Source organism: Agrobacterium sp. 22-226-1, assembly GCF_053522345.1.
Window position 1 is genome coordinate 1 of record NZ_JBNWCP010000027.1, and the last position, 23,139, is coordinate 23,139.

Consider the following 23,139-nt stretch of genomic DNA (forward strand, 5'->3'; position numbering starts at 1 on the left):
TACCGTCGGCCAGATCGTCACGCTGTTCGAACCGCAAGAATGCGCCAACTACTTCAAATCGTGCGGATATGACCCCGAGTAAAGCGGACGCGCTCTAGTTTCCGGTGAGAAAGTTGGCGCGGCAGAAGTAGTCGACCGAAGTGCGATCGGTGTCACGGCGGATGATTATCAGCGCTGGCAGGATTCTGGATTTTATGCCGTTGCATACAATCTGAATGGTCAGACGGTAATCTCTTACCGCGGTACGGACAATACCGAAATTTTCGATAGCGCTAGCGACCTCTGGAACGGATGGACCCTCGGGGGCGGTTATGGAGACGGATCCACGATACGAAAATTCCGGAAAACATGCCGACAATACCCGTAGATGGCTTAGGCCGGCGCTTTTGCACCGCCGGCCACTGTCCACAATGCTCTTAAGCGTAAAAATTGGCACCGCCCGATGCGATCGCTCTTAGCACCGTATCCAAAACTCTATCTGCAGTGCAATCCGGGCTCAGCGTGCGACCTCGTGCCAGGTCCGCGATGGCGAGTTCACAAGTCTCTTTATCAATTCTCAATGTATGGAATGTCTCTTTCCATTCACCATAAATTTTCTCTGCCACATCCATTGCTGTAAGAATTCTTGTCATCAATATTTCTCGTAGGTTTAAAACTGCACAAGGTCTGATCTCGTCACCGCCTTGCGACCAAAGTGGCAACTTACAGTGGGTATACATCGGAGAACTATAAGATTTTCCCACGCGTGCCATTAGACTTTTAGCTTCAGGCGTCCGATCTCCAGAGCCTTCAAACCTGTTGCCTACACCATAGGATTCCGATCCAGCTTCGCCTGATATACCGGATGACGGTGCGACACGATCGCGTCAACCAGTGCCGGCGGCTTCGAACCTGTCAGCAGCAGCATCTTGCCCGTCTTCATTTCCAAAATCTGGTCGGCAGTCATGAGCTTCTGTCGCTGCTCCGCAATCGACGTCTTGCGGCTCTCGCCGAACTTCGCGGCCGACTGCCTGGTGCGGGTCAGCACGGTCTGATCGCCAAGAGCGTTCGCGGCCCAATTGGCGGTTTCGAATTCGGCGCGGCCGAGGCCAAAAATGCGGGTGGTGACGCACGAGCCGAGAATGCTGGCCGTGTCGCCCTTGCCATAGACGCTTTCGATCTGGCCCTTGTCCTGTGTGATGAATAGCGCCTCGATGCCGCAGCCGGCGGCGACATTGGCGATGTTGATCAGCTTTTCCATTCTGCCGAGACGGACAAACTCGTCCAGCACCAGAAGTACGTTCCTTTTCGGCTTCTTCGCGCCTTCAAGGCGAACGGCCATGCCGAGAATGATGTTCGTCAGCAGCCGGAGAAAGACGGCCTGGGCGTCCACCTGGTCGAGCGGCACGACCATGAAGAGGTCGGCACGGCCCTCGAACAGTTTTTCGAGTGAGCATGTGGAGGTGCCGAGAAAGGCGCGCAATTCGTCGGAACGCGCCCAATCGAAGGCCTTCTTGATCGTCGTCTTGATTGCGCCGCGCTCGTTCTCGCCGGCTGCAAGGAAGGTGGCAGCGGCGGCGGCCGGGCGGGTGCCGAATGTCTCCGGCGCACTAGCCCATTCCGTCAGTGTCTTTTCAAAGCCGGCGGAAAACAGCAGGTCCATGACGGTGATCAGGTTGCGATCGGCCTCGGCGCGCCTGGTCATGACGACCTCGATCACGGCGGCAATCATCGATTTCGCCATTTCGGCAAAGTGCGCGCCGTTTCCGCCTTCCGGTCGAACAAGCCCCTCGGCAATGACTTCGATGTCGCGGACGAGGTGCGCTTGCCGGATATAGTCGAGCGGATTGAAGTGGTCTTTCGACGGCTCGATGACGCCGAAGGGATTGAGAACCACGACCAGGCGGCCAAGCGATTGGCGATAGCGGCGTGTGACGGCGAAGTTCTCGCCCTTGATGTCGAGAACGGCGACCGGCCCGTCATGGTCGATGATGGCGGGAATGACGACGGACACGCCTTTTCCGGCGCGTGTGCCGGCGATGGCGACATGATGGCCTGCACGCCATCCGGTTTTAGGGTTGGGGCGGTAGCGCAGCATTGCGCCACCGGAGAGACCGAGCGGCAAGCCGCTGTCGTTGTGCCGGAGCTGGCGCAACTCCTGGCGATTCATCCATCGGGCGCGCCATGGGCCTTGTTTGGAAACCCGGCTAGACGAAGCGGGGGCGGCTATCGAGATCGCTCGCAGGATGAGGAACAGCGGCACAGGCAGGCCAATGGCGAGGCTGGTTTGCAGACCAAGTTTCTGCGCCTCTGTGAAGCGATCCCAGGTCGAAACCATGCCTCGGATGCTCTCGATTCCGGAGTAGCCGGCATTTCGCCAAGCCTTGAAGCTGTCGAGCAGGACGCCGGCCGCAATGGTCGGGTCGGTAAGGGCGAGAGCAGACGCGGCAAGGAGGGCAGCCCCCACAGCCAAGCCCGACGCGCTGCGGACGCGGCCCTGGGTGTCTCCCGCCAAGGTCAGCAGCGCAAACCCAAGAAACATGACGAGGATCGCGGCGCGCGCGTTCTGGTAGATGGGTGGCCAGAACAAGGGCGTGGCTTCCATCAGCAGGAAACCTGCCGCAACCACGGCAATGGAAAGGGCATAGCGATAGGGCTGAATGATCAAATTCATGAATCGAAACTCCAGAAGGAAATGAGGGTCAGTTGCGACCGTGACCGGGCGCGATCGGTCGGCCTGTCACGTCGGCGGCGCGACCGTCTCCAGCATCGCTTCGGCTTGCTCCAGCAGAGCGAACGCTTCCGTCAGCTCGGTCGAGGTCGTGGCGCTGGAATGATTGCCGGAGGCGAGCCAGGCGTTCATGAAGGTAGCCTGTGACGCGATGAGCGATTTCAGCGATCCTTCCAAAGCCGCTTGCCGGTTTTCGATCATGTCGGTCGAGCGTTTCTCCAGCGCCTCGAACTGCGCGGTTCCGTTCTGCAAGGCGTTCATCAACGTCTCGACGTAACCCAGCAATTCGCGTTCCAGCGGCGACAGGGTCTCGGGCATCGGTGGTCTGGTGGTTTCGGTCATCGGTCAATCTCCCTGGGCGATCTTCAGGCATGGGGTTTTGTCGGTCCCTGCCTGGCAGGTGATCAGTTGAAGGCGGTTGACGTCCCAGGTGAGGACTTTGCCGCTGCCGGTCTGGTTGATCTGCAAGCCCAATTGCCAAAGGCTGGCGCTCTGGGCGCGGTCGATCATCAGACCCGCCCAAAACCAGCTCGCGGTGAAGCTCAACAGGATGATCAGAAAGGCCACCGCGCCCATGGTCAGGAAGAACGGCTGCACCATCGAGCGAAGCCGGTCCACGTCCGCCTCGGTCGTTGCCAGCGCCTCGCTCAAGTGCCGGCGGTTCGCGTCCGTGAAGCTGCGGATATCGGTCTCGATTGTAGCTTGCGCGCGCTTCAAGGCTTCGCTCCAGTCGGTCTCGAAGTTCATCGGGAGCGATGGCGTCGAGCCGGCTTCCGGAGCGGCTGGGCTCGCCAGACGATCTTTCAAGCGCTCGCTCAAGGGTACTCTCTCGGGTCCAGTCTTCACGGAACAGGTCTCCTTTCAGGCGCCAGCGCTCGTCCGTCTCCGGATCGCGCACGGTGATGTAGTTTTTTCCGGTGCGCGGCAGGTCGAACCCCGCCGCCGTCAAAGCCTCGGTCATGCTCGGGCGGTCGCGGATGTCGCCGGTCTCGATGCGCTGGACGATCCAGTCGTGAATCAACTCACGGGCATCGCCACGCCTGACGCTCTCGATGAGGCTGACGGTCTCACGGGCGCGCTCCGGCGCCATTGGGTCATTCCAGCCGTGTTCCTTGTTCAGAACATCGCGCAGGGCGTCGTAGTGCTTCTGGTAGCCGGGCGGCGCAATGTTGAGGCTGCGCCCGCTCGCAAGCTCCATGCGTGGCGTCACGAAATGCAGCTCGACGCGGCCCTCGTGGGTATGGCGGACCCAGAGCATATCGTGCTGGTCGGCTTCGAGGCCGGCAAAGGCAAGGTTCTCGAAGGCGTCCATCACCTGCCGTTGCTGGACAGGGTTCGGCGCGTCTTCCGCCGTGAAGGCGATGACGCCGGCCCGATAGGTCCATTGGTGCGGGCAGGCGTCGATCAGCGCGCGCATGCGGTCTGCATCGCCACGCAGCACCTCCGGCAGAGGCTCGCGGGCAAACAGCATGACGTCGCCGCGCTCATCGCGGATCGCGTTGCGGTTCTGGTCGTAAGCGACGACGTCGCGCTCGACCAGATAGTCAACCGGTCCCGATCCGCCGCCCTGGCCGTTTCGGAAAAACTTGATCAGCACGGCGCGTCATCCTTGGCCGTGAACTGCTCAAGGGTTTCCGATAGCGCCCGCTCGATGGCGACCAGGCGCGCGGCGACCGTGATTGCGTCGATGGCGGATACCTGGCCCTGCGCCTGGGCCGTGTTCAGCCATCGGGCGACCTGGTTGAGGTTGCCACCGATCCGGGCAACGGCGCGCACCAGTTCCGGGTCCACCTTGGGAACCGCACGGCGGCGGCGCGCCTCGGTGAGGCCAAGCGCTTCCCGCATCAGCGTGGCGAAGGGCAGACCGGCCCGCGCTGCGCGGGCGGTCAGCGCCTTCTTTTCCGATGCGGTGCAGCGGAAAACCACGACGGCATTGAGTTCGCCTTTGGGCGATCGCCGCGTGCTCTTGGTGGGGTTTGAAGGGGAGGCCTGCCTCCCCTCACAAGGCTCCCTGTCAGAAGGCTCGCCGTATGACAGGGGTTGCCTTGCTCCCTTCAAATCGCCGTCCGTCATGATGCCCTCCGAAAGTCGGTGTGTCGGGGAGTTTCGGTGGCAATGTGGTCACGGCGGCGGCTGAAGAAAGCGATCCAGTCCAGCGCACCTGGGCTCGTCTCGTCCGGTGGCCAATATCCCGGCAAGGCATAACCTGGCTTGCCGGTTTTCACGGTTCGCAAGCCCAGGGTTTCGATAGATGGAAGCCCGTGGCGGCGTAGCCAGGCGCACCATTGCTCGACCTGATCCGCCTTGGTCTCAGCCACGAAAACGAGCGGGACGGCTCGCCGCGTCTCGACCCGCAGCGGGGCGTCCTCGCGCGGGTTAGGTCTATTTATTTTTTCTTTCTCTGGGTTTGGTGGACATATTTGTCCCCCTTCGCCGGACACATCTGACCGCCTTTCCGGACGATTTTGACCGCCTTTGTCAGGGTAAAGGGTGACAACTTTGTCCGTCCTTTCGCGGGCGTCCGATGCGCGTAAAATCGACTCTGCAGAGGGACGATATTCCGTGTTGTATCCGACGCCATTTCCGCGCTGGACGTCGAACCATCCTTTGACCTCAAGTTCATGGACGGCGCGCTGAATAGTCTTGACGCTCCTGCCGGTCGCGTCGGCAATCGTTTGACAGGACGGCCATGGGGCATCGATACCATCGGGCAGAATGATTTCCGTGTGGACGACACCGGTCTTTGCGGTGAAGTCGTGGGTAATGCCGTCACGCTGGTTGAGGATTTTGCTGGCGGTGCGATAGGCGATGGCGGCGACGGCACTTTTGCCGGCACTGCGGCCGACCGGTTTTACACTGCAATGATAGATCGCCATGCCGGTCTCCCGATAAAACGCGCCGGCAGAAAAACCCGTTTCCGCCCCGGTCCCGCCCGCGGGTCACCGGAAGTGCGCCCTTGTCGTGTTCAGTCTAGCGGGACGGGGGATGGCTGGCTCTATGGTGAATTCACCAGAATGCGCTGCAAAACGATCCCCGCTACCATCGGGCCTGTCTGTCAGCCAGGCTGGCGTTCAATCGCGGCCTTGTCGATCACCGACCAGACCATGCGCATTTCGGAGAGCAATCGAAGAACAACCGGGCACCAATTCGGATATCTTTGCTGACGAGGGTCGTGCGCGATTTTTTCCTGCTCATTGACCAGAAACTTCGGGCCGTTTCGGAGTGCCCGGGCTGCGACAGGGATGGCCGGAATTGACGATTACTGCGTCGCATCAGGCCCAACGATTGAAACCTGTCATCGCTATTGACCTCAAGGCCGGTTCAGGTTGCAAACTATGTGTGCCTGGAGTTTTGACGATGACAAAAATCTTGCACGACGGTGACCTGCTGGACGGTTCGTTCATGAATGTTGCGATAGAGGCCGTAGAGAATATCTTTCTCGCCCGCGCACATGGCCAGGCGATATCGCCACCTCGACACCACGTATCGTTCCCCGGACGCGGCGATCTGATCTTTACGGTTGGAGGCACCCTTGGCGAAAAGCCTCTCGCGGGCTTTCGGGTGTATGAGACATTTGAGGGGAAAGAACACGCCCAGATCGTTGCCGTTTGGTCTGCGGACGACGGACGGCTCAAAGGACTCATCCTCGGGAAACGTCTTGGCGCGATCAGAACCGGTGCAATAGGGGGTATCGCTATTCGGTACCTCAGCTCACCTGACGCCAGTGTCGTGGGCGTATTGGGTAGCGGGCTTCAGGCGCGAAGCCAGCTTGCAGCTGCAACTGCCGTTCGCAAAATCACGTCTGCTCGCGTTTACAGTCGCGATGAAACCCGGCGAAATATTTTCGCGCGGGAAATGGAAGCGGACCTGGGAATTGAGATAAGGCCAGCAGACAGTGCTGATGAGGCCGTAAGCGACGCTGATATCGTTATCTGTGCCACGTCCAGCAATCAACCGGTTGTCCATGCGTCCGATCTGAAGCGCGGTGTGCATGTCAACACAGTTGGCCCCAAAACGCTTGATGGATATGAGCTCGGGCTCGACATCGCGAATATGGCAAGCACGATAGCGACAGATTCCCCCGAACAGACGCGAGCTTATACCTCGCCCTTCTTCCTGAGCGGTTCAGGCAACGAGGACCGGATGGTGGAGCTTTCTGATATTGTTGCAGGAAGGGTGCCCGGCCGGGTGTCAGCGGATCAAATGACCCTCTTCTGCTCCGTCGGTTTGGCGGGCACTGAAGTCGCGGTGGCCGCGGCAATTTTCGACTGTCTGCAGGGCCGCTGAAAGACTGAAACCGTCATTGTCGTTCGTTTTTGGACAGGCAGTTTGGTTGGCGAAGATTTGACCGCATCAGTAGCTCATTTCCAAGCAGTAGCGGGCCGTTCAGGGATCTGTCTCTGACGCCGGTTTTGCGAAACGAACGCCGACGCCATCGCCGTCTCATCAACTTGCTGGCGGTCGATCCGCAACCGAATCGCTGCGTGGATCCCGATTGGTTTTGCGCGATAAACGGTATCTCAGCCGATTATTTGTTGCTGTTGCATTGGCAGAGTTGTCACTTGTCTTCGGTGGATTTTTCCGATTTCGACTTGAGTTTTTCCCGACGATCCAGCTCGTGTTCGATCGCTTCGCGGATGAACGCCGAGATTCTATAGTTACCAACCAACGCCTGAATCCTCGCTCTCATCTCCGATGAGATACGAATTTTTGTCTCTTGAAATTTAAGTGGCGGACGTCCCATTCGGCTGTAGCACTAGCCCCCATTTATTATGCGAAAGCAAAACCACCGACATAAACATCCCCGTTTATTGACAGAATAAATGGGTACGTTTATTGTATGGCCTGAAATGCAGCTGGAGGACGTGTTTGCCCACGTCCTCCAGCCTGACCACAATCTAGCTATCAGGAGCTTGGATCATGGCTGATTCTGAGAATAGCAGAACTTTACCTAAAATTTCGTGCGCAAATGCATTCCCCAACGAGACGTTTGTCGACAACCTGCCAAGCGTGATCAACCGGCGCAATCTTCTGCCGCTGGCCGCACGGATCCTGCCGATGCTGCTCAACGATCTTCCCTCGCGCACCATTGCCGGACCGGTGCATGCCAAGGAGCTGTGGCCGGACTGGTATGACATGTATCAGCAGCGGCTTGCCGCCGAGCGGGAATGCCGGGAACTCGAGGCGCGACTGCTGGAAGAGACCGGCGGTCGTCCTGCTGTCGTGATTGCGGTTGACGATGGTGGTCCGTCGGTCGGGACGGTGTCCTCTTTCGGGGAGATCAGGAAACTGGCGCCGCGGATTGGCGCTGAAGCGGCAGAGAGCGCGCGTCTGGAGTTGCTGAGACTGAGACGGGCATGGAATGCGGCTGACCGCCGCATCGGCTACAGCGCAAGCCTTGCGAAGGCGCAGGACCTTGCCCGGTTCGAGGGCATTGCCGGGCGTGTGCTGATTTCGCTGCAACCCTATTACATCCACGACATTGCCGCCAAGCTTCACTGCATGCTGGTGATGTATGATCCGGAGCTTCGCAACGAAGAGACCCCCTGGCCGGAACTGCGCAAGATGCTGCGTGAGCTGATCCAGCCGCACTGGTCTGTGATCGAGCCGCAGTCGCGTATCCGCCTGCTGCGGCCGAAGACGCGCGAGAGGCGGTTTCAGGAGGAAAGGGACAGGATTGCCGTGTGAGCGGCGGCGCAGGCCCGGCAGGCGCGGCAGCGGTCTGTGGTGACGCACAGCATCGTCGCCGGGCCTTCCGCGCCCTGCGATGGTCAACCAGCGAAACACACCTTGCCTATGCGGCAAGGCCCGTCACAAGATAAGCGGATGCCAGAAGCAGGCTGACGACGGTGAAGAAGATGAGAGCCGCCGCCAGTTCATCGAACCTGCCGTCGCGTTCATTGCGATTCCAGTCGTAGGCCATAACCAACCTCCATCGTTGCTGTGAGGGAAGGGTGGTCCGGTATGGTTAATGAAATCCTGATATTTGCGGGCTGAATGTTGCCTGTATGATCTGGCATTTGGCCGTCCAATGATGGCGCCGCCCCTCAACCGGCAGGTTTGACGAGGCTGATTTCGGTTTTGCTGTCGAGGACGATATGCAAATCCCGGATCATGGCGGCTGCCTGCAGCAGGGCGTTTCGCACCTCCTCATCGCTGCGCCATCCGCGTTCGATGGAAAGGGCAACGGTGTGGATGTCGAGGAGACAGTCACGGCCGGGACCGGATGGAATTCCGATTGTTTCGCGCATGTCGCGGATTGTTGTAACGGCCCGTTCCAGCATACGCCGCTTCTGCCAGCCATCGAGGCGATCAAGCCTGTTGGCGTCGCGGATGAGCTCGGCAATGAAACTGTTGGTCAGGGTCATGGGACGAGGTTGCCGCGTTGGCTGACTGGCGTCAACGCAGGACCGGCAAAGAAAAGTTGAAGGCTGAATGCTGCTGTGATGCCGGTGCGTCAGGATCGCGCACCAGGGGATGGGCGCTTTTTCGAACATATCAATGATATATTATTAAAATATATCAGTATATTATAATATTTTCTGAAAGTTATTTATAAGAAATGTGGCGCCGGGTAATGGCGCAACCATGCTGGGCTATGTTGGTTCCGGGTGATCGGCTGACGGCCACTCGTCCACGAAGCAACAGGGAGCAAGCCTTAGCCCTTGGCCACCTGTGGTGGAGAGGTGGGAATTACGCGGCTTCCAGTTCTTTGATGTTGGCAAGGTCGGCCTCCAGTACCGCTACGGCACTTTTGATGTCGAAGGCGTTCTGCAGATTCAGCCAGTATTCAGGGATGGTCTTGCAGAATTTTGCCAGTCGCAGGGCGGTGCCAGCGGTAATGCCGAGCTTTTCCGTTACGATCCGCTCTATGCGTGTCCGGGGAATGTTGAGGTGTTTTGCGAGGGCATATGGCGGAATATCCGGTGGTTCAAGGTAGAGTTCCCGCAAGATTTCACCCGGATGGATCGCAGGGGATTTGCTGATTGTCATGATCTCTGGGCCTCCCTGGCTGAACTGTCATGATTGTTTCTATGAGGTTATCGCTTGGTGACAGAGCGGCAGCACCGCACATTGATAAAGATCAAGGTGCACCGTTTGAACCATGGCATGCTGGGATGATGGAGGATCGGCGATGCGCAGGGTTGTACAGAGAGCGTGGGTGTGGAGGCTGCTTGCGGCACTCCTTGCTGTTGCTCTCCTGTTCAATGCGCCGGTTATGCGTGCGGCTTCCCAGAGCTGCCTGGACGGACATAACCAGGTGGTCGACAGTGATGCGGGCGACGCGACGTTCAGGGTCCAGCATTCTCCCGAGCAGAACTGCTGCGGCGTCAATTGCGTCTTCTGCCTGGCGGTTGTTGAGCAGCCCGCCGAATCGGCGCACCCCGTCCTCCTCGTCAGGGTCTCGGATATTCCTGATAATTTCGCTGGCCACGACCCGTCTCCCGGCTTTGAGCCTCCTCGATCCATGCGGTGATGAACTGCTCGCTGCTGGCGAGCGATTTCCACTATTGGGGCCGTGGCACGGCCAAAAAAGATCGAGAGAACGTCATGTTTCGTCGTCAGTTTCTGAAGACAGTCGCCGTCAGTGCGGCAGCTATTTCACCCCTTTCACAGAAGTCCTGGGCTCTTGCTAGCTCTGGACAGTCGTCGCCCATCGAACTCGCTGTCGTCAAGCGCTCTATCGAAGTGAATGGCCGATCCGCCGGCATCTTTGGCCTCGTTCAAGGCAATGGACGGAGCGGCCTTGTCCTGGACATGGAGGACGGCTTCAATGTCATGCTAGCCAACCTCACAGATGAAGCGACCCTTATTCACTGGCATGGGCTTACCCCGCCATGGGAGATGGACGGTGTCCCGGACAATCCCGCAGCGCTCCTCGCAGCTGGTGAGAAGCGTCACTACCAATTCGACCTCGCAGGCGGCGGCACCCACTGGATGCACGCCCATACACTGCAGGAGCAAAGCCTGCTGGCAGCGCCCCTGATCGTGCGGACGGCGGCGGATCGCGCCCGTGACGAGCAGGACGTCGTGGTCCTTCTCCACGACTTTTCGTTCAAATCGCCGGAGGAATTGCTGGCGGAACTGCAGCAAGGTTCCGTGACGGGCAGCGGACACGGTGGCGGTTCCATGCCGATGGATCACGGGAGCATGATGTCCAACATGGCACGCATGCACGCCGGCGGTATGCCAATGGGAGGGATGCCCGCGGGTGGCATGCCAATGGGTGGTATGGGCATGATGGATTTGAACGACATCGAATATGATGCCTACCTCGCCAACGACCGTACACTGGACGATCCGGAGATCGTGCGGGTCGAGAAGAGTGGCCGCGTTCGGCTACGCATCATCAATGGCGCAACGGCGACTGCTTTCACCATCGATACGGGACGCGTCGTGGGAAGTCTGGCCGCCGTCGACGGCATGGCCATCGAACCCGTCACCAGCACTCGCTTCCCGATTAGCATGGGGCAGCGGCTGGATATCGTGCTGCACCTCCCGTCGGGCGCTGGCACATTCCCGATCCTTGCCCTCCGCGAAGGCTCCGAGGAGCAGACGGGCGTCATTCTCGCAACGGCGGACGCGACCATTTCGAAGGTCGCCACAAGAGCTTCTTCCGCGGGGCCGGTCCTCGACCTTTCGCTGGAGGCGACGCTCCGGGCAACATCACCTCTGGAGGAGCGGTCCGCAACGAAGACCTATCCTCTGATCCTCTCCGGCAGCATGACTGGCTACTCGTGGGGGATCAGTGGTGAGGCGATGGCAGTCAATCATAATGACCGGGTTCGCCTCGTCATGCGCAACATGTCGATGATGACACACCCGATGCACCTTCACGGACACCATTTCCAGGTGGTCAGCATCAACGGACATGGCATGCGGGGAGCCGTCAGGGATACGGTTCACGTTCCTCCCATGGCAGAGGTTGCCATTGAGTTCGATGCGAACAATCCCGGCCGCTGGCCGTTCCACTGCCACCACCTCTATCACATGGCGGTTGGGATGATGTCGCTTGTATCCTACAATCGCGCGATCTGATCGGAGAGCGGAGATGAAGCACGAACATCACGGCCATCATCCTCACGGTGATCGTCATCAAGAGCACGGCCATGAGCACCACCGTCAGGTGGCAGAGAAGCACGCACCTCCCCCGGCAACGCCGGAGGAGGGCATCATCTACACGTGCCCGATGCACCCGCAAGTGCGGCAGATCGGTCCCGGTAATTGCCCGATCTGCGGCATGGCGCTGGAGCCAGAAGTGGCGACCCTGGCAACGGGCCCAAGCCCGGAACTCCTGGACATGAGCCGTCGGTTCTGGATCGGCCTCGTCCTCAGCATTCCGGTCCTCGGTCTGGAAATGGGCGGCCATCTCACGAACCTCCACATGCTTCTGGGGCCAAAGACGTCGAACTGGCTGCAGATGGCGCTAGCGACACCTGTCGTCCTTTGGGCAGGCTGGCCCTTCTTCCAACGAGGTTGGAAGTCCCTGGTGACACGCCACCTGAATATGTTCACCCTGATTGCAATGGGGACAGGTGCGGCCTGGATTTACAGCGTCGTCGCGACCGTTGCGCCAGGCGTCTTTCCCGACACGTTCCGCTCGGAAGAAGGTTCAGTCGCGGTCTACTTCGAGGCGGCCGCCGTTATCACAGTTCTGGTCCTGCTCGGGCAGGTTCTCGAACTGAGGGCGCGCGAACAGACGGGTGGTGCTATCCGCGCGCTTATGGACCTCGCACCCAAGACAGCACGTCGCGTGCTCGCCGACGGGACCGACGAGGATGTCGGCCTTGATGCCGTGGCAGTTGGAGACCGTCTTCGGGTTCGGCCAGGAGAAAAGGTGCCTGTTGATGGCGTGGTGCTGGATGGCCGCAGCTCCGTCGACGAATCCATGATCACGGGAGAGTCGATGCCGGTCACCAAGGACGTCGGGTCGAACCTGATCGGAGGGACCATGAACCAGACCGGTGGTTTCATCATGGAGGCAGGCAGGGTCGGACGGGACACGATGCTCTCCCGGATCGTTCGCATGGTCGCAGACGCACAACGCTCTCGCGCGCCTATTCAGCGCCTCGCGGATGAAGTCTCGGGATGGTTCGTTCCGATCGTCATCGTGGTTGCGCTCGTCGCGTTCGCCGCCTGGATGATTTATGGGCCGGAGCCTCGCTTCGCCCACGGCCTGGTGGCGGCCGTCGCTGTTCTCATCATAGCCTGCCCCTGTGCTCTGGGGCTTGCGACACCAATGTCGATCATGGTCGGTGTCGGTCGCGGGGCAAGTCTTGGCGTGTTGATCAAGAACGCCGAGGCTCTGGAGCGCTTCGAGAAGGTCGACACGCTTGTGGTCGACAAGACCGGAACCCTTACGGAGGGCCGGCCAAAGTTGACGGCTATCGCGCTAGCGGGAGGCGTATCCGAAACCGAACTCCTCCGGTTGGCCGCGACCGTCGAGCGGTCAAGTGAACATCCGTTGGCGCTCGCGATTGTCAATGCCGCCGTTGAGCGTGGCGTTGTACCGGGCGATGCAATCGAATTCGACAGTCCTGTGGGCAAGGGAGTGACGGGCGTAGTCAACGGAAAACGGCTCATCCTCGGCGGCCACCGCATCATGGAGGAAGGGGGTGTGGACGTCAGCGCCATGACGGCGAAGGCCGAAGAGCTTCGCAACGAAGGCGCCACCGTCATTTTCACCGCCATTGATGGCAGGCTGGCAGGTCTGTTTGCCATTGCCGACCCCATCAAGGCAACGACGCCAGATGCTATCAAAGCGCTTGTGGAGGGCGGCGTGAGGGTCGTCATGCTGACGGGCGATAACAAGACGACCGCGCATGCCGTCGCACGTCGCCTGGGGATTGCGGAAGTGGAGGCGGAAGTGCTGCCTGAGGACAAGAGCAAGATCGTTTCGCGCTTGCGCAGTGAAGGCCGGATCGTTGCCATGGCGGGCGACGGTGTCAATGATGCTCCCGCGCTTGCTGCAGCCGATATCGGTGTCGCCATGGGTACCGGAACTGACGTCGCTATCGAAAGCGCGGGCGTCACTCTTTTGAAAGGGGATCTGCAGGGGATTGTGCGGGCACGGCAGATGAGCCGTGCGACGATGAGCAACATCCGGCAAAACCTCTTCTTTGCCTTCATCTACAATGCGGCAGGCGTGCCCGTGGCGGCGGGCGTCCTCTATCCTGTTTCTGGTCTGCTGCTCTCTCCGATCATCGCGGCGGCGGCAATGGCACTGTCCTCGGTCAGCGTGATCGCCAACTCCCTTCGCCTGAGGAGCATTAAGATATGACAGCCAACCGAACGCTCCTACTGATGGCCGCGTCTCTGGCCTTGATCCTTTTGTTCTACGTCCTTCGTGAACACTGGGGGCACGTGCTGGGGTATTCGCCTTATCTCATTCTGCTGGCCTGTCCACTCATGCACCTGTTTCACAGACACGGCGGCCACGACCAAACGGATCGCAGGCAGTGAACGACGAGCGGTCGGCACTTGGCACCATGACCATGGCACCAGCCGAATGGGGCTTTGCGCTGCTCGATGATCCGGCCGTCCTCGGTACCCACATGGAAAAGCCGTCAATCATGATGCTGGGCGCCTCCAGGAGGTGGATGATGGCACAGCACAAGCACTGAGCGATGATCTTCGATTCAGCACGGCAAGCTGTAGCCCGGTTCGGAGTTGGAATTTCGACCGGGATCCGGTGGATCGCAAGGGCAAAAGAGGGTGAGCCGACCTCCCGGTCACAAGGTTGGAGACGGCCATTTGGGATTTCGATGGCACCGGCGCGATCGTTGTCGATCCGTGGCAAGGGTGATTGCTCAGACAACAGTCATGCGCATCATCGCGATCCTTCGTCCGTTGCGATCAAGCGCGATCTGGCGCTGCTGTGAGAGATAACGGCACAGCTTGGCCGCAGTATCGCGCAGCCACCGATGTGTAGGATCTGCCTCCATGCGAACGACAGATAAGAAGGCCGTTATAAGGAAAAGTCGGTTTCCTTATAACGCTTCCATTTGCGTCGACTGCCGAAATGCCGGCAATCGGTTTCCGGCAGTGATTGGCGCAGTCCGGTTGCCGTTACCTATCCGGCGCCGAATGTTTTGTTACTGCAGTTGCTGTTGTTTGAGCGTCCGTGCACTCGGAACGGATCTTTCTTTGGTGCTGGCTGGCCGTATTGAAACGAAAGACGTGACCTGTAAACCGATGGGTGGAAAACGGTCCCGATGATGACGCGGTCCTGCAATGCGCAGACAGTCATAAGCCGTGTTTCCTTGGCAAGCTTGCTGCTTGTGTCTTATTTAAATGCTAGACTTTAAGTCTGTCGAGGCAATTTGAGGGACAATCTACGCCAGGAGACCGGTACTCCATGTAGCTGTATCATCGGCGTAGCTCAGATATCGCGATCTGCTGGCGTTGCCGATATTTCGGAGGCAGCTCTGCGGTCGGCAGATCGTCGGCCTTGAACTGCTTACCGGTGGACCATGGGAGCATGTTAAGCACCACACCAAGCCCGGCGATGATCGCAGCAACTACGGGTTTAGCCCCAAATTTGTTCAGCCCAGAAAATTTCAAGCCAGAAAGAAGAGCACCGAGCGGTTTAAAGATCAAAAAAGGGATCAACAGGAACGGCATGGAGACGAGAGCGAGCACCCCCGGGATCGCCGCCTCCAGCATAGGGTCGCCGCCGTATCGGAGGCGAAGACGAGGGTTACAGGCGACTGCAAAAGGAATAAGTTCTTCCATGAAGCGAACGTAGTCGGCGGATTGATCAGTACGTGTCTCTCCCTGCCAATGCAGTGAGGATATCTCCCTCGATGCGAAGAGCATCCGCAAACGCGCACTGTAGACTGGGAATCCAGTGGAGCCGACCCCACTCGTTACGTAAATGTGCAGGAACCGAATAGATGTCCACGGGATGAGGCTCACGGACTGTCCTCGCCTCACCAAAAGGCCTTTGGCGTCGATGGCGTAAGCCGTCGTGACCATCGTGAATCTCGGGGAGCTTTGGTAAGGGATCGCGACTTGCGTGGTAAAGCTGTAAGTCGGAGGGGCATCCGTCTGCAATTGAGAACTCCCGCGCGTTCCAAATGAAAAAGGCAAATCTAACCGGCATTATTCGCTAATCAGAACGGCCAGTGGCTGGCAATCACCTGATATCATTGCTGTAGTTAAACCCAGGTGATATCCAGCGATGCGCCTACCACGAACACCACGACGAAACGTGGGGCTACCGCAAAAGCCGCCGGAATCATATATCGCTATCACGCTTCAACTTCTCCGCTAATTCTTCTCATGGCACACGTGAGGCAGGCTTCTTCGGATCATCTTATCGTTCCTGCTCGTCTCAATCGCGCTCCGCTTCGTGCGTCTGCCGCAGTTCCTCGCGGCGGTTTAACTGCCTTGCCGCAGAATCTCCAGTGACGCTTCACCTCGGACCGCTGCCTTTTTTCTACCAGAGGAACTGTTGGTCAGGGTCATGGTATGAGGTTGCCGGGTCGGCTGACGGGCGTCAATGGAAGACCTTCGAGGTGATCTTCCGACCCTGAAGTTGGCACGAGGATGTGACGCCGATGCGTCGCGGCGCGTGGGCACAGATGCGATCTTTTTTGGGGGGTTCTGAATTATTCGTATTGTTATCATAGTGTTGAAGAAATTTTCAGAAGTAAAACATGATGTCGATGGTGATTGTAAAGGCGGTCTGTCGCGCTTGCCTTGGCAGACTTTGAACCGGGATTGTTGAGGGGGCCGGTTCATGCCCGGGGCACGAAGCCGACGCTGAATCCAAACAGCCGCCCGACTTTTTCGAGCGTTTCGAGTGTCGGATTTGCTGCGCCAGTTTCGATCTCGGCGACCTGGCGCCGGGTCAGCGACAACATCGTCGCAAACTCCTCCTGCGTCAGCCCAAGGCCCTTGCGGATTTCCGCCACTGCAGCAGGCAGGCGCAATTCGCCAAGGCGTGCCCGCTCGGCAAGATCACGACGGTTTTGGAGTATTTCTTCTTTAGTCGGCTTTTTCCACCGCGGCATGGTGTGTCCCTTGCTCAGTTTTGTGACAGGGAAGTCTGAACACTCTGCGCGATTTCAGCGCAGCGGCTCATGGCACGTTGCACAATTTCGGGCGGCGCTCCCATGCCCTGCGCAAGACGGGGTACCTGTTGGAGACATTCTGCGAATTCGCAAAGCGCACCGGAAACCGGTTGCCGGTCATTGCTATCCGGAAAAAGGCGGGCGCAGACTTCCTTCCAGTCGGGCAAATGATCCCGACCGGCATCCCGCATCATTGCCCAACGGGTAGAGCGGACAATTCCTTCTCTGGCCAGTCTCATGGGCGCGAAGTCAAAAAGAGGAGACAACCGGACCGTGCCATCTTCATGTTTGCTGAGGGCGGAATTTCGGCCGTGGTTATCGGGGTTGCCAAGCGCCAGATTGGCTATGTCGCGCTTCAGGTATTCAACTGTATCTGCCACAGGATCGGCAGAATATTTGCGCAGGCTGTCAATGTAGGCCTCATGCGTACCGATGTACCCGAATTCTGCCACGCCGATCGTTGCCACCAGGCTTTCCTGACCCAGTCTCACGATTTTACCGGTTTTGCTCCGCGTCCTGTCAAAGCGGGGGATAATCAGTACCCCCTCGGCGTAGACCGATGGTTCGGCGACATTCAGCCCGATTTCCCGGGCGATCCGCGCATAGAGAGCTTCGCCTTCGAGAATCATCCGGTCGGCAGGATCGTTGCTGCGTACGAGCTTGACGATAACGTGGCGCGCGGCTTCCTCGTCGGTCACGAAGCTGTCGGGATAATAGAAGCCGTCGGCCGCCTGGGTCATGGAGACTTTTGGCCATTCGCCCTGCAATCCGCTTGAGCCTGAGGCGAGCATCGCGAAGCGGTCGGCAACTTCCATGAAACGGTCCGACCGTTCAAGTATTTCAGCTTCCGTGACGCCCTGGCGCTGTACTCCTTTTAGCCGCGCCACCTCCATGTCGGCGGCTTCCTTAAGCCGGACATTGCCGATTCCGCCTGTGGCTGACCGCAGGAGCAGCGGGAGGTCAGAGCCGCGAGTGCCTTCGTTCAGGCCGAGATATTCGGCCAGTTTCCTGCGTGCATGCCCTTGCGGCATCAGATCAAGAAGGAATGGTGGCCAGGTTGTGCTGTACCGGTTTTCGAGATCGACTGGATAGTGCACAGAAAGGGCGCGATAATCGCGAACTGCGTTTCCGGCTGCGTAGTCCGTTGATGCGTGTGATATAAAGTAGTCGAGATCGTAGTCGACGATCGACGCGCCCTGATAACCGGCGGTATCGTCCCGCAGTTCCAGTGTAGCGGCATCATGCCACACGTCGTCAAAATGGGTTTGGAGAGTGAAGCGCATCATTGATCCCTTTAATGGAACAATAATCCCAACAATCCGCTTAATCAACCCTTTTTAGTGGGTCTATCATTCTGGCACCTGTCAGGAAACATGGAGTCCTGATAGAGCTTGGCAGGCGGCACCAACCTTGTTTCCGCGCCTCCATCTTCGCTCTTGCTATCGAATACAGTGGCAAGCCGGGTCTGGTGCTCGCTGTCTCGCAGCGCGGGCGGCAATCCCCATATACTGGGCCATTTTAGTGGGGCAGTATCGACGGTCTCACAATTAGTTGACCCATTGGATGGGGCATTTCCAAAGCGCCTCTTGCCGGCCGCGGAGATTGCAACGCCGGCTTCGGGGCGTGCATGCCTCATGTTACCGAGGAGGATCGAGCCGCCTGAGGCATATCGCCACGGGTGATCAACCTTCCGGATGTTGTTTCATCACCGGCGACGGCTTTCTGTGTGTATTCGGCCATCCAATGCAACGAGGATGGCAACGACCATCATGGCGCATGACAGCAAGAAGGTGAGGCGCATTCCGGTGGCGATGGCGGATGTTGTCGCCTTGGTAAAATCCTCCGTCCCGACGGCGACGGAAAATACGGCGCCCATGGCAGAAGCGCCGGCGATCAGCCCGATATTGCGCGACAGGCCGAGTAAACCCGAGACCGTTCCGCGCCGGTTACCGGGCGCGTCCGAAAGGGCCGCTGTGTTGTTGGCGGCCTGGAAGAGCTGATAGCCGGGCGTCAGTACGATGAGGGACAGGACATAGCCTGTAACTCCGATCATGTTTGGCATGAACGCGAGAAGCAATGTGCCTGTGGTGAGGAGCAGGAGACCGATCACGAGCACACGGTGGCTTCCCCAGGTATCCACCAGCCGGCCGGACGGTACGCCGCTGACGATGGAGATGACCGGGCCGATCATCATGACGAGGCCGACCTTGGTCGCGGTCATCGCGAGGCCGAGGCCGAGGTAGAAGGGACCGACGACCAGTGTCGTCATCATAACGGCAGCGACGAGGATGTTGACGATGAGATTTGGTACCAGAGAGCGGTTCATCACCGACCAAAGGCTTGCTGATATGGTTCTGCCCTTGCCGGTGTCGGCGGGAAGTACCGATATGGCCATGATCATTGCCAGGGCCGCCAGCGGCACCTGCACCCAGAATATGGCGCGCCAGCCTGCCAGCGGGATCAGAAGCCCGCCGAGCGATGGGCCGAGCGCCGTTCCCAGCGCCGAAACAGTGCCGAGCAGGCCCATTGCCCGCCCGACACGGTCCTCGTTTGCGGTCTGGCGCATCAGTGCCATCGGGAGCGTCATCAGGAAAGCCGCGCCGACACCTTGAACAGCGCGAGCGCCGATCAGCAGCCACAGCGTGGGGGCGATGGCGCAAAGCAGCGAGGAGAGGGCGAAAATGACCATCCCGGTGACGAGCATGGGCTTCAGCCCGAAACGGTCGCCGAGCCGGCCAGCGATCAGCACCGAGCAGGTCAATGCGACGAGATAGCCGACGACCACTGCCTGAACCAGCGAGAAGGGCGCGAAAAATGCCTCTGCCAGCGACGGCAGCGCGATGTTGGCGATGCTGGTGCCAAGCGAGGCAAGCAACATTGCCAGTGCAAGCGTCGCCGTAATGCCTGTTTGCGGCCTCCCCGACGGATTTGATTTTACCTGTTCCAATGCCTTGTCCTCTTGTTTTGAGTTCCGTTCGGGAGCACGCTGCCACTTCAAGTCGACTTGAGGTCAAGTATGAAATTGCTGGATATTGGAGAGGTCGCGGCGCAAAGCGGAATCAAGCCTTCGGCGCTGCGTTATTATGAGGAGGCCGGGCTGATTTCCTCGGTCTCGCGGCATGGTATGCGCCGGCAGTTTCCGCCGGAAGTGTTGTTACAGCTCAAACTGGTTGCGATGGGCAAATCGGCGGGGTTCTCGCTGGACGAGATTGCCGGCATGTTTGGCGTGAATGGTTTGCCGGACCTTCCGCGCGACGTGCTTCATCAGAAAGCCGATGCGATCGACCGGCAGATCCACGAGCTGACCGCGCTGCGCGACACGCTTCGTCACGTGGCCGATTGCCCTGCGCCTTCGCATATGGAGTGCCCGACATTCCGGCGGTTGGTCAACGTTGCGGGAAAGCGTGAAAAGATCGAGAGACCGAAAAGAGGCCGTAGTTCTCCGTAATGTTTCCTGAGGTGACCAGACGCAGGGCACGGAAAGAACCACGACTGAATCTGGATTGGTAAAAGCTCATCCACCCTTGAGACAGGCCAATGTCGTCTGCTTCCCTGCGATGTGGTGTGATCTGGCAGGTGGAGGCAAAAATCAACCGGGAGGTTTTTACGAAAGTGATCCCGGCATACTGTCGAGGATGCTTCGCGTCCGCGCCAGAGGTGTTTTGCCGTCGACAATTTGATCCGCTATTCTCACTTTATCAATCACTTGCATATTTTTTTGGAAGTGGAATATGAGGGTGGGTGGGCCACGTCCGGTTCAATTCATTTGTCAAACCCGGTCACACAAAGGCGGGTCCGTCGCTCCCTTTGGATGGCGAGGCGGTTTTGAGATATCCCGGTTTACTCAATTGGGTTGAGTCTTCTGATGAACATCCAAACCGGAATACGGGTTGCCGGCCCATACATGTCGGAGACTCCAAAGGATGCTTCCCTGGGCGCGAGATTTCCCGATCAGGATGATTTAATACCGCAGGGAGTCAAGCTTACCGATCAGGAGCGGCTACTGATCTCCTGGAAATCTTCCTGTACGGTAAGTAATCCGATGGAGGTTGACGATGTTCAGGTCTGCGCGCTTTCGGCGCTGCTATCAGGGAAAGACGCAAAGCGCTTGGCTGGACGCAAACCGGGCTTGCTGCCCGTTCCGGAACGGGTGAACGCTTCATCGTCGAGCTTGAATCCGGCAAACCGAGCTGCCAGCTCGAAAAGGCACTGATCGTCGCGCGCACCGTCGGCATCGAGATCGGCGATCTCAGGACCGCTCGGGCTGCTCCATCCACGCTGGACGATGACCTCAGCGGACATTTCTGCCCGATCACGACAACTCCACCAGTGTGTCGAGGAAGGCGCGCACGGCCGGGTTGGACCGTCGGCTCCCGGGCCACAGCGCCGTGATATTGTGCCGATCCACCGCGTAATCGGCCAGAACCGGCACGAGCGCTCCACGCCTCACCCAGGCGCTGGCCATAAAACTGGTTGCCATTCCGATGCCGGCACCCGCTGCGATCGTCGCAAGCACGGCTTCGCTCGCGTCAACGATAATGCCGGAGGTCGGCACGATCTCCACCTCCCTGTCCCGGATGCGGAAAGGCCAGCGAAATAGCTGGCCGCTACTCTGGTAGCGCAGGCTGACGGTGTTGTGCTCTTCCAATTGGTCCGGATGGGTTGGCGGGCTGCGCCCGGCAAGATATTCGGGCGAGGCGTAGCAGCATAACTGATACGGTAAGAGCCGGCGTGAAAGCAGGCGCGAGTCTGACAGATCGCCGATGCGGACTGCCATATCGAAGCCGCCATCGATCAGATCCACCATGTGATCGCTCAAACGCAGATCTATATTAACCTTCGGATGGAGCCTGCGAAACTGAGGAAGCACCGGTGCTATTACGTGCAGGCCGATCGGCAACGATGCCGCAATCCGTAATGTGCCAGCGGGCTCGGTGCGCGCCGCTTTCGCCGCCTGCTCGATTTCCTCGGCGTCGTGGAGAAGCCGAAGCGCTCGCTCATGCAGGTCGCGCCCTTCGGCGGTCAGGGTCAGGGACCGTGTCGTGCGCGTGAACAGCGAAACGCCGAGCTGCTTTTCCAGCCGCTGAATGCTTTTGCTGACCGCCGAGGGCGAGATGGACAGCGATCGCGCAGCGGCAGTGTAGCTTCCGAGCGAGCCGGCGCGCGCGAAGGCAATAAGTCCCGTCAGTCTGTCAAATCCAATTTGTTCCTTCATGGCATTATTAAAGAGAATTACACCGATATTATCAACTCAAGACATTGGTCATATCTTCGGTCATGGAAACCAGATATCCAGGCGAGGCAATATGACTGAGATGATGAAAGCCGTGCGATTGCACGAATTCGGAGGCCCCGGGGTCCTGCTGTATGAGGATGCGTCCCGACCGGCAATATCAGCGGATGAGGTGCTCGTCCGTGTTTATGCCGCAAGCCTCAACCCGCCGGATCTTTATCTGCGGGACGGTTATCGGGCTCTGCCGCCGGAGTGGCAGCCCAGTCCCGCTTTCCCACTGATTCCGGGCACCGACGTATCCGGCGTGGTGGCGGCCGTCGGCGATGACGTGTCTGGATTTGGCATTGGCGACGAGGTCTATGCGATGGTCCGGTTTCCGCAAGACCTGATGACGGGCAGCAGCGCCTATGCCGAATATGTTCGTGTTCCGGCATCGGAGCTGGCGCTGAAGCCTGCCGCGATCGACCATATCCAGGCGGCCGGTGCACCGATGTCGCTTCTGACGGCGTGGCAATTCCTGGTCGATCCGGGTCACGATGTGCCGAACCCTTTCCAGAACTTCCCGCACGCACCGGTGTCGCTGGACGGCAAGACCGTGCTGGTGAACGGTGCCGGAGGTGGGGTCGGTCACCTGGCCGTCCAGATCGCAAAATGGAAAGGTGCAAGGGTGATCGCCGTTGCTTCCGGCAAGCATGAAGCGCTTCTCAAGGAACTCCGTGCCGATATTTTCATCGACTACAGGAAAGCGGCTGCGGAAACAGTGGCGAAGGATGTTGATCTGGTGCTCGATGCCGTCGGCGGCACGAATATGGAACGCTTTCTTCCCGGCATCAAGCCGAATGGCGCCCTGTTTCTCGTCAACCCGCTGGGCTTCTCAGGCCATGACGAAGCCGCCCGGCGAAAGATCACCGTTTCAACGACTCAGGTGCGTTCGAACGGCGCACAACTGGCAGAGGCTGGCCGTCTGCTGGATGCCGGCTCCCTTCGGGTGGTGATCGACAGCACCTATCCGCTAGCCGAGGCATCGGCAGCGCATCGTCGTGCTTCTGAACGGAGCATCCAGGGCAAGGTCGTGCTGGTCGCCGCCTGATCACCTGTTGGCCAGTCAAGGCCCGACC

Annotated in this window: 23 protein-coding genes and 2 pseudogenes; 10 read left to right on the forward strand and 15 right to left on the reverse strand. The window is 59.0% G+C overall.

The window, feature by feature from the left end:
* Positions 1 to 416: 416 nt before the first annotated feature.
* The 6 genes from ACQZ5K_RS25835 to ACQZ5K_RS25860 all read right to left on the reverse strand — a co-directional run bounded on the left by ACQZ5K_RS25835 (position 417) and on the right by ACQZ5K_RS25860 (position 5,586).
* The gene (locus ACQZ5K_RS25835; protein ID WP_448741907.1) at positions 417 to 632 is read right to left on the reverse strand and encodes a hypothetical protein; all 216 of its coding nucleotides are present in this window, start codon (positions 630 to 632) and stop codon (positions 417 to 419) included.
* Between the two features lie 170 nt (positions 633 to 802).
* Positions 803 to 2,653 carry a type IV secretory system conjugative DNA transfer family protein gene (locus ACQZ5K_RS25840; RefSeq protein WP_448741908.1) on the reverse strand — a complete coding sequence of 617 codons (1,851 nt, stop codon included), beginning with the start codon at positions 2,651 to 2,653 and terminating at the stop codon, positions 803 to 805.
* A 66-nt stretch (positions 2,654 to 2,719) separates the two neighbouring features.
* A complete protein-coding gene (locus tag ACQZ5K_RS25845; protein ID WP_448741909.1) occupies positions 2,720 to 3,052 on the reverse strand; it encodes a hypothetical protein in 333 nt (110 codons plus the stop codon).
* Positions 3,053 to 3,055: 3 nt separating this feature from the next.
* A complete protein-coding gene (locus ACQZ5K_RS25850; protein WP_448741910.1) occupies positions 3,056 to 3,529 on the reverse strand; it encodes a hypothetical protein in 474 nt (157 codons plus the stop codon).
* Between the two features lie 771 nt (positions 3,530 to 4,300).
* Entirely contained in the window at positions 4,301 to 4,783 is a 483-nt protein-coding gene (locus tag ACQZ5K_RS25855) for a plasmid mobilization protein (RefSeq protein ID WP_448741911.1), read from the reverse strand.
* A complete protein-coding gene (locus ACQZ5K_RS25860; RefSeq protein ID WP_448741912.1) occupies positions 4,780 to 5,586 on the reverse strand; it encodes a MobA/MobL family protein in 807 nt (268 codons plus the stop codon). Before ACQZ5K_RS25860 ends, ACQZ5K_RS25855 begins: the two co-directional genes overlap by 4 nt.
* A gap of 481 nt (positions 5,587 to 6,067) precedes the next feature.
* Here ACQZ5K_RS25860 and ACQZ5K_RS25865 point away from each other — a divergent pair, with 481 nt between their 5' ends.
* Entirely contained in the window at positions 6,068 to 6,997 is a 930-nt protein-coding gene (locus ACQZ5K_RS25865) for an ornithine cyclodeaminase family protein (protein WP_448741913.1), read from the forward strand.
* Between the two features lie 633 nt (positions 6,998 to 7,630).
* Positions 7,631 to 8,398, forward strand: a complete 768-nt coding sequence (locus ACQZ5K_RS25870; RefSeq protein ID WP_448741914.1) for a hypothetical protein — start codon at positions 7,631 to 7,633, stop codon at positions 8,396 to 8,398.
* 106 nt (positions 8,399 to 8,504) lie between these two features.
* Here the strand turns inward: ACQZ5K_RS25870 and ACQZ5K_RS25875 are convergent, their stop codons facing one another.
* From ACQZ5K_RS25875 to ACQZ5K_RS25890, 4 genes are all read right to left on the reverse strand, one after another.
* The gene (locus ACQZ5K_RS25875; RefSeq protein ID WP_272871777.1) at positions 8,505 to 8,633 is read right to left on the reverse strand and encodes a hypothetical protein; all 129 of its coding nucleotides are present in this window, start codon (positions 8,631 to 8,633) and stop codon (positions 8,505 to 8,507) included.
* Between the two features lie 124 nt (positions 8,634 to 8,757).
* Positions 8,758 to 9,078 (reverse strand): hypothetical protein, encoded by a 321-nt coding sequence (locus ACQZ5K_RS25880; RefSeq protein WP_448741915.1) that lies wholly within the window; start codon positions 9,076 to 9,078, stop codon positions 8,758 to 8,760.
* A 325-nt stretch (positions 9,079 to 9,403) separates the two neighbouring features.
* Positions 9,404 to 9,703 (reverse strand): HigA family addiction module antitoxin, encoded by a 300-nt coding sequence (locus ACQZ5K_RS25885; protein ID WP_448741916.1) that lies wholly within the window; start codon positions 9,701 to 9,703, stop codon positions 9,404 to 9,406.
* A gap of 91 nt (positions 9,704 to 9,794) precedes the next feature.
* A complete protein-coding gene (locus ACQZ5K_RS25890; protein WP_448741917.1) occupies positions 9,795 to 10,145 on the reverse strand; it encodes a hypothetical protein in 351 nt (116 codons plus the stop codon).
* A 116-nt stretch (positions 10,146 to 10,261) separates the two neighbouring features.
* Between ACQZ5K_RS25890 and ACQZ5K_RS25895 the strand changes: the two genes are divergently transcribed.
* The 5 genes and pseudogenes from ACQZ5K_RS25895 to ACQZ5K_RS25915 all read left to right on the forward strand — a co-directional run.
* Positions 10,262 to 11,749, forward strand: a complete 1,488-nt coding sequence (locus ACQZ5K_RS25895) for a multicopper oxidase family protein (protein ID WP_448741925.1) — start codon at positions 10,262 to 10,264, stop codon at positions 11,747 to 11,749.
* 13 nt (positions 11,750 to 11,762) lie between these two features.
* The gene (locus ACQZ5K_RS25900) at positions 11,763 to 13,991 is read left to right on the forward strand and encodes a copper-transporting P-type ATPase (RefSeq protein ID WP_448741918.1); all 2,229 of its coding nucleotides are present in this window, start codon (positions 11,763 to 11,765) and stop codon (positions 13,989 to 13,991) included.
* Positions 13,988 to 14,173: a DUF2933 domain-containing protein gene (locus ACQZ5K_RS25905; RefSeq protein ID WP_112346396.1), complete on the forward strand. Its 186-nt coding sequence runs from the start codon at positions 13,988 to 13,990 to the stop codon at positions 14,171 to 14,173. Before ACQZ5K_RS25900 ends, ACQZ5K_RS25905 begins: the two co-directional genes overlap by 4 nt.
* Entirely contained in the window at positions 14,170 to 14,334 is a 165-nt protein-coding gene (locus tag ACQZ5K_RS25910) for a hypothetical protein (protein ID WP_448741919.1), read from the forward strand. Before ACQZ5K_RS25905 ends, ACQZ5K_RS25910 begins: the two co-directional genes overlap by 4 nt.
* A gap of 15 nt (positions 14,335 to 14,349) precedes the next feature.
* A pseudogene (locus ACQZ5K_RS25915) lies at positions 14,350 to 14,472 on the forward strand (IS630 family transposase); the annotation flags it as partial.
* 607 nt (positions 14,473 to 15,079) lie between these two features.
* Here ACQZ5K_RS25915 and ACQZ5K_RS25920 read toward each other — a convergent pair.
* The 4 genes from ACQZ5K_RS25920 to ACQZ5K_RS25935 form a co-directional block, all read right to left on the reverse strand.
* Positions 15,080 to 15,445, reverse strand: a complete 366-nt coding sequence (locus ACQZ5K_RS25920; RefSeq protein WP_448741920.1) for a hypothetical protein — start codon at positions 15,443 to 15,445, stop codon at positions 15,080 to 15,082.
* A 1,007-nt stretch (positions 15,446 to 16,452) separates the two neighbouring features.
* Complete coding sequence (locus ACQZ5K_RS25925; RefSeq protein WP_060723874.1) at positions 16,453 to 16,728, reverse strand: helix-turn-helix transcriptional regulator; 276 nt, start codon at positions 16,726 to 16,728, stop codon at positions 16,453 to 16,455.
* A gap of 14 nt (positions 16,729 to 16,742) precedes the next feature.
* Positions 16,743 to 18,071 carry a type II toxin-antitoxin system HipA family toxin gene (locus ACQZ5K_RS25930; RefSeq protein WP_448741921.1) on the reverse strand — a complete coding sequence of 443 codons (1,329 nt, stop codon included), beginning with the start codon at positions 18,069 to 18,071 and terminating at the stop codon, positions 16,743 to 16,745.
* Between the two features lie 422 nt (positions 18,072 to 18,493).
* On the reverse strand, positions 18,494 to 19,735 hold the full coding sequence (locus ACQZ5K_RS25935) for an MFS transporter (protein WP_448741922.1): 1,242 nt from the start codon (positions 19,733 to 19,735) through the stop codon (positions 18,494 to 18,496).
* A gap of 69 nt (positions 19,736 to 19,804) precedes the next feature.
* Here ACQZ5K_RS25935 and ACQZ5K_RS25940 point away from each other — a divergent pair, with 69 nt between their 5' ends.
* Entirely contained in the window at positions 19,805 to 20,236 is a 432-nt protein-coding gene (locus ACQZ5K_RS25940) for a helix-turn-helix domain-containing protein (RefSeq protein WP_112207600.1), read from the forward strand.
* A 607-nt stretch (positions 20,237 to 20,843) separates the two neighbouring features.
* Positions 20,844 to 21,081: pseudogene (locus ACQZ5K_RS25945) on the forward strand (helix-turn-helix domain-containing protein); the annotation flags it as partial.
* Positions 21,082 to 21,100: 19 nt separating this feature from the next.
* Here the strand turns inward: ACQZ5K_RS25945 and ACQZ5K_RS25950 are convergent.
* The gene (locus ACQZ5K_RS25950; RefSeq protein ID WP_112207598.1) at positions 21,101 to 22,003 is read right to left on the reverse strand and encodes a LysR substrate-binding domain-containing protein; all 903 of its coding nucleotides are present in this window, start codon (positions 22,001 to 22,003) and stop codon (positions 21,101 to 21,103) included.
* Between the two features lie 91 nt (positions 22,004 to 22,094).
* Here ACQZ5K_RS25950 and ACQZ5K_RS25955 point away from each other — a divergent pair, with 91 nt between their 5' ends.
* Positions 22,095 to 23,111 (forward strand): NADP-dependent oxidoreductase, encoded by a 1,017-nt coding sequence (locus ACQZ5K_RS25955; RefSeq protein WP_448741926.1) that lies wholly within the window; start codon positions 22,095 to 22,097, stop codon positions 23,109 to 23,111.
* Positions 23,112 to 23,139: the final 28 nt, after the last annotated feature.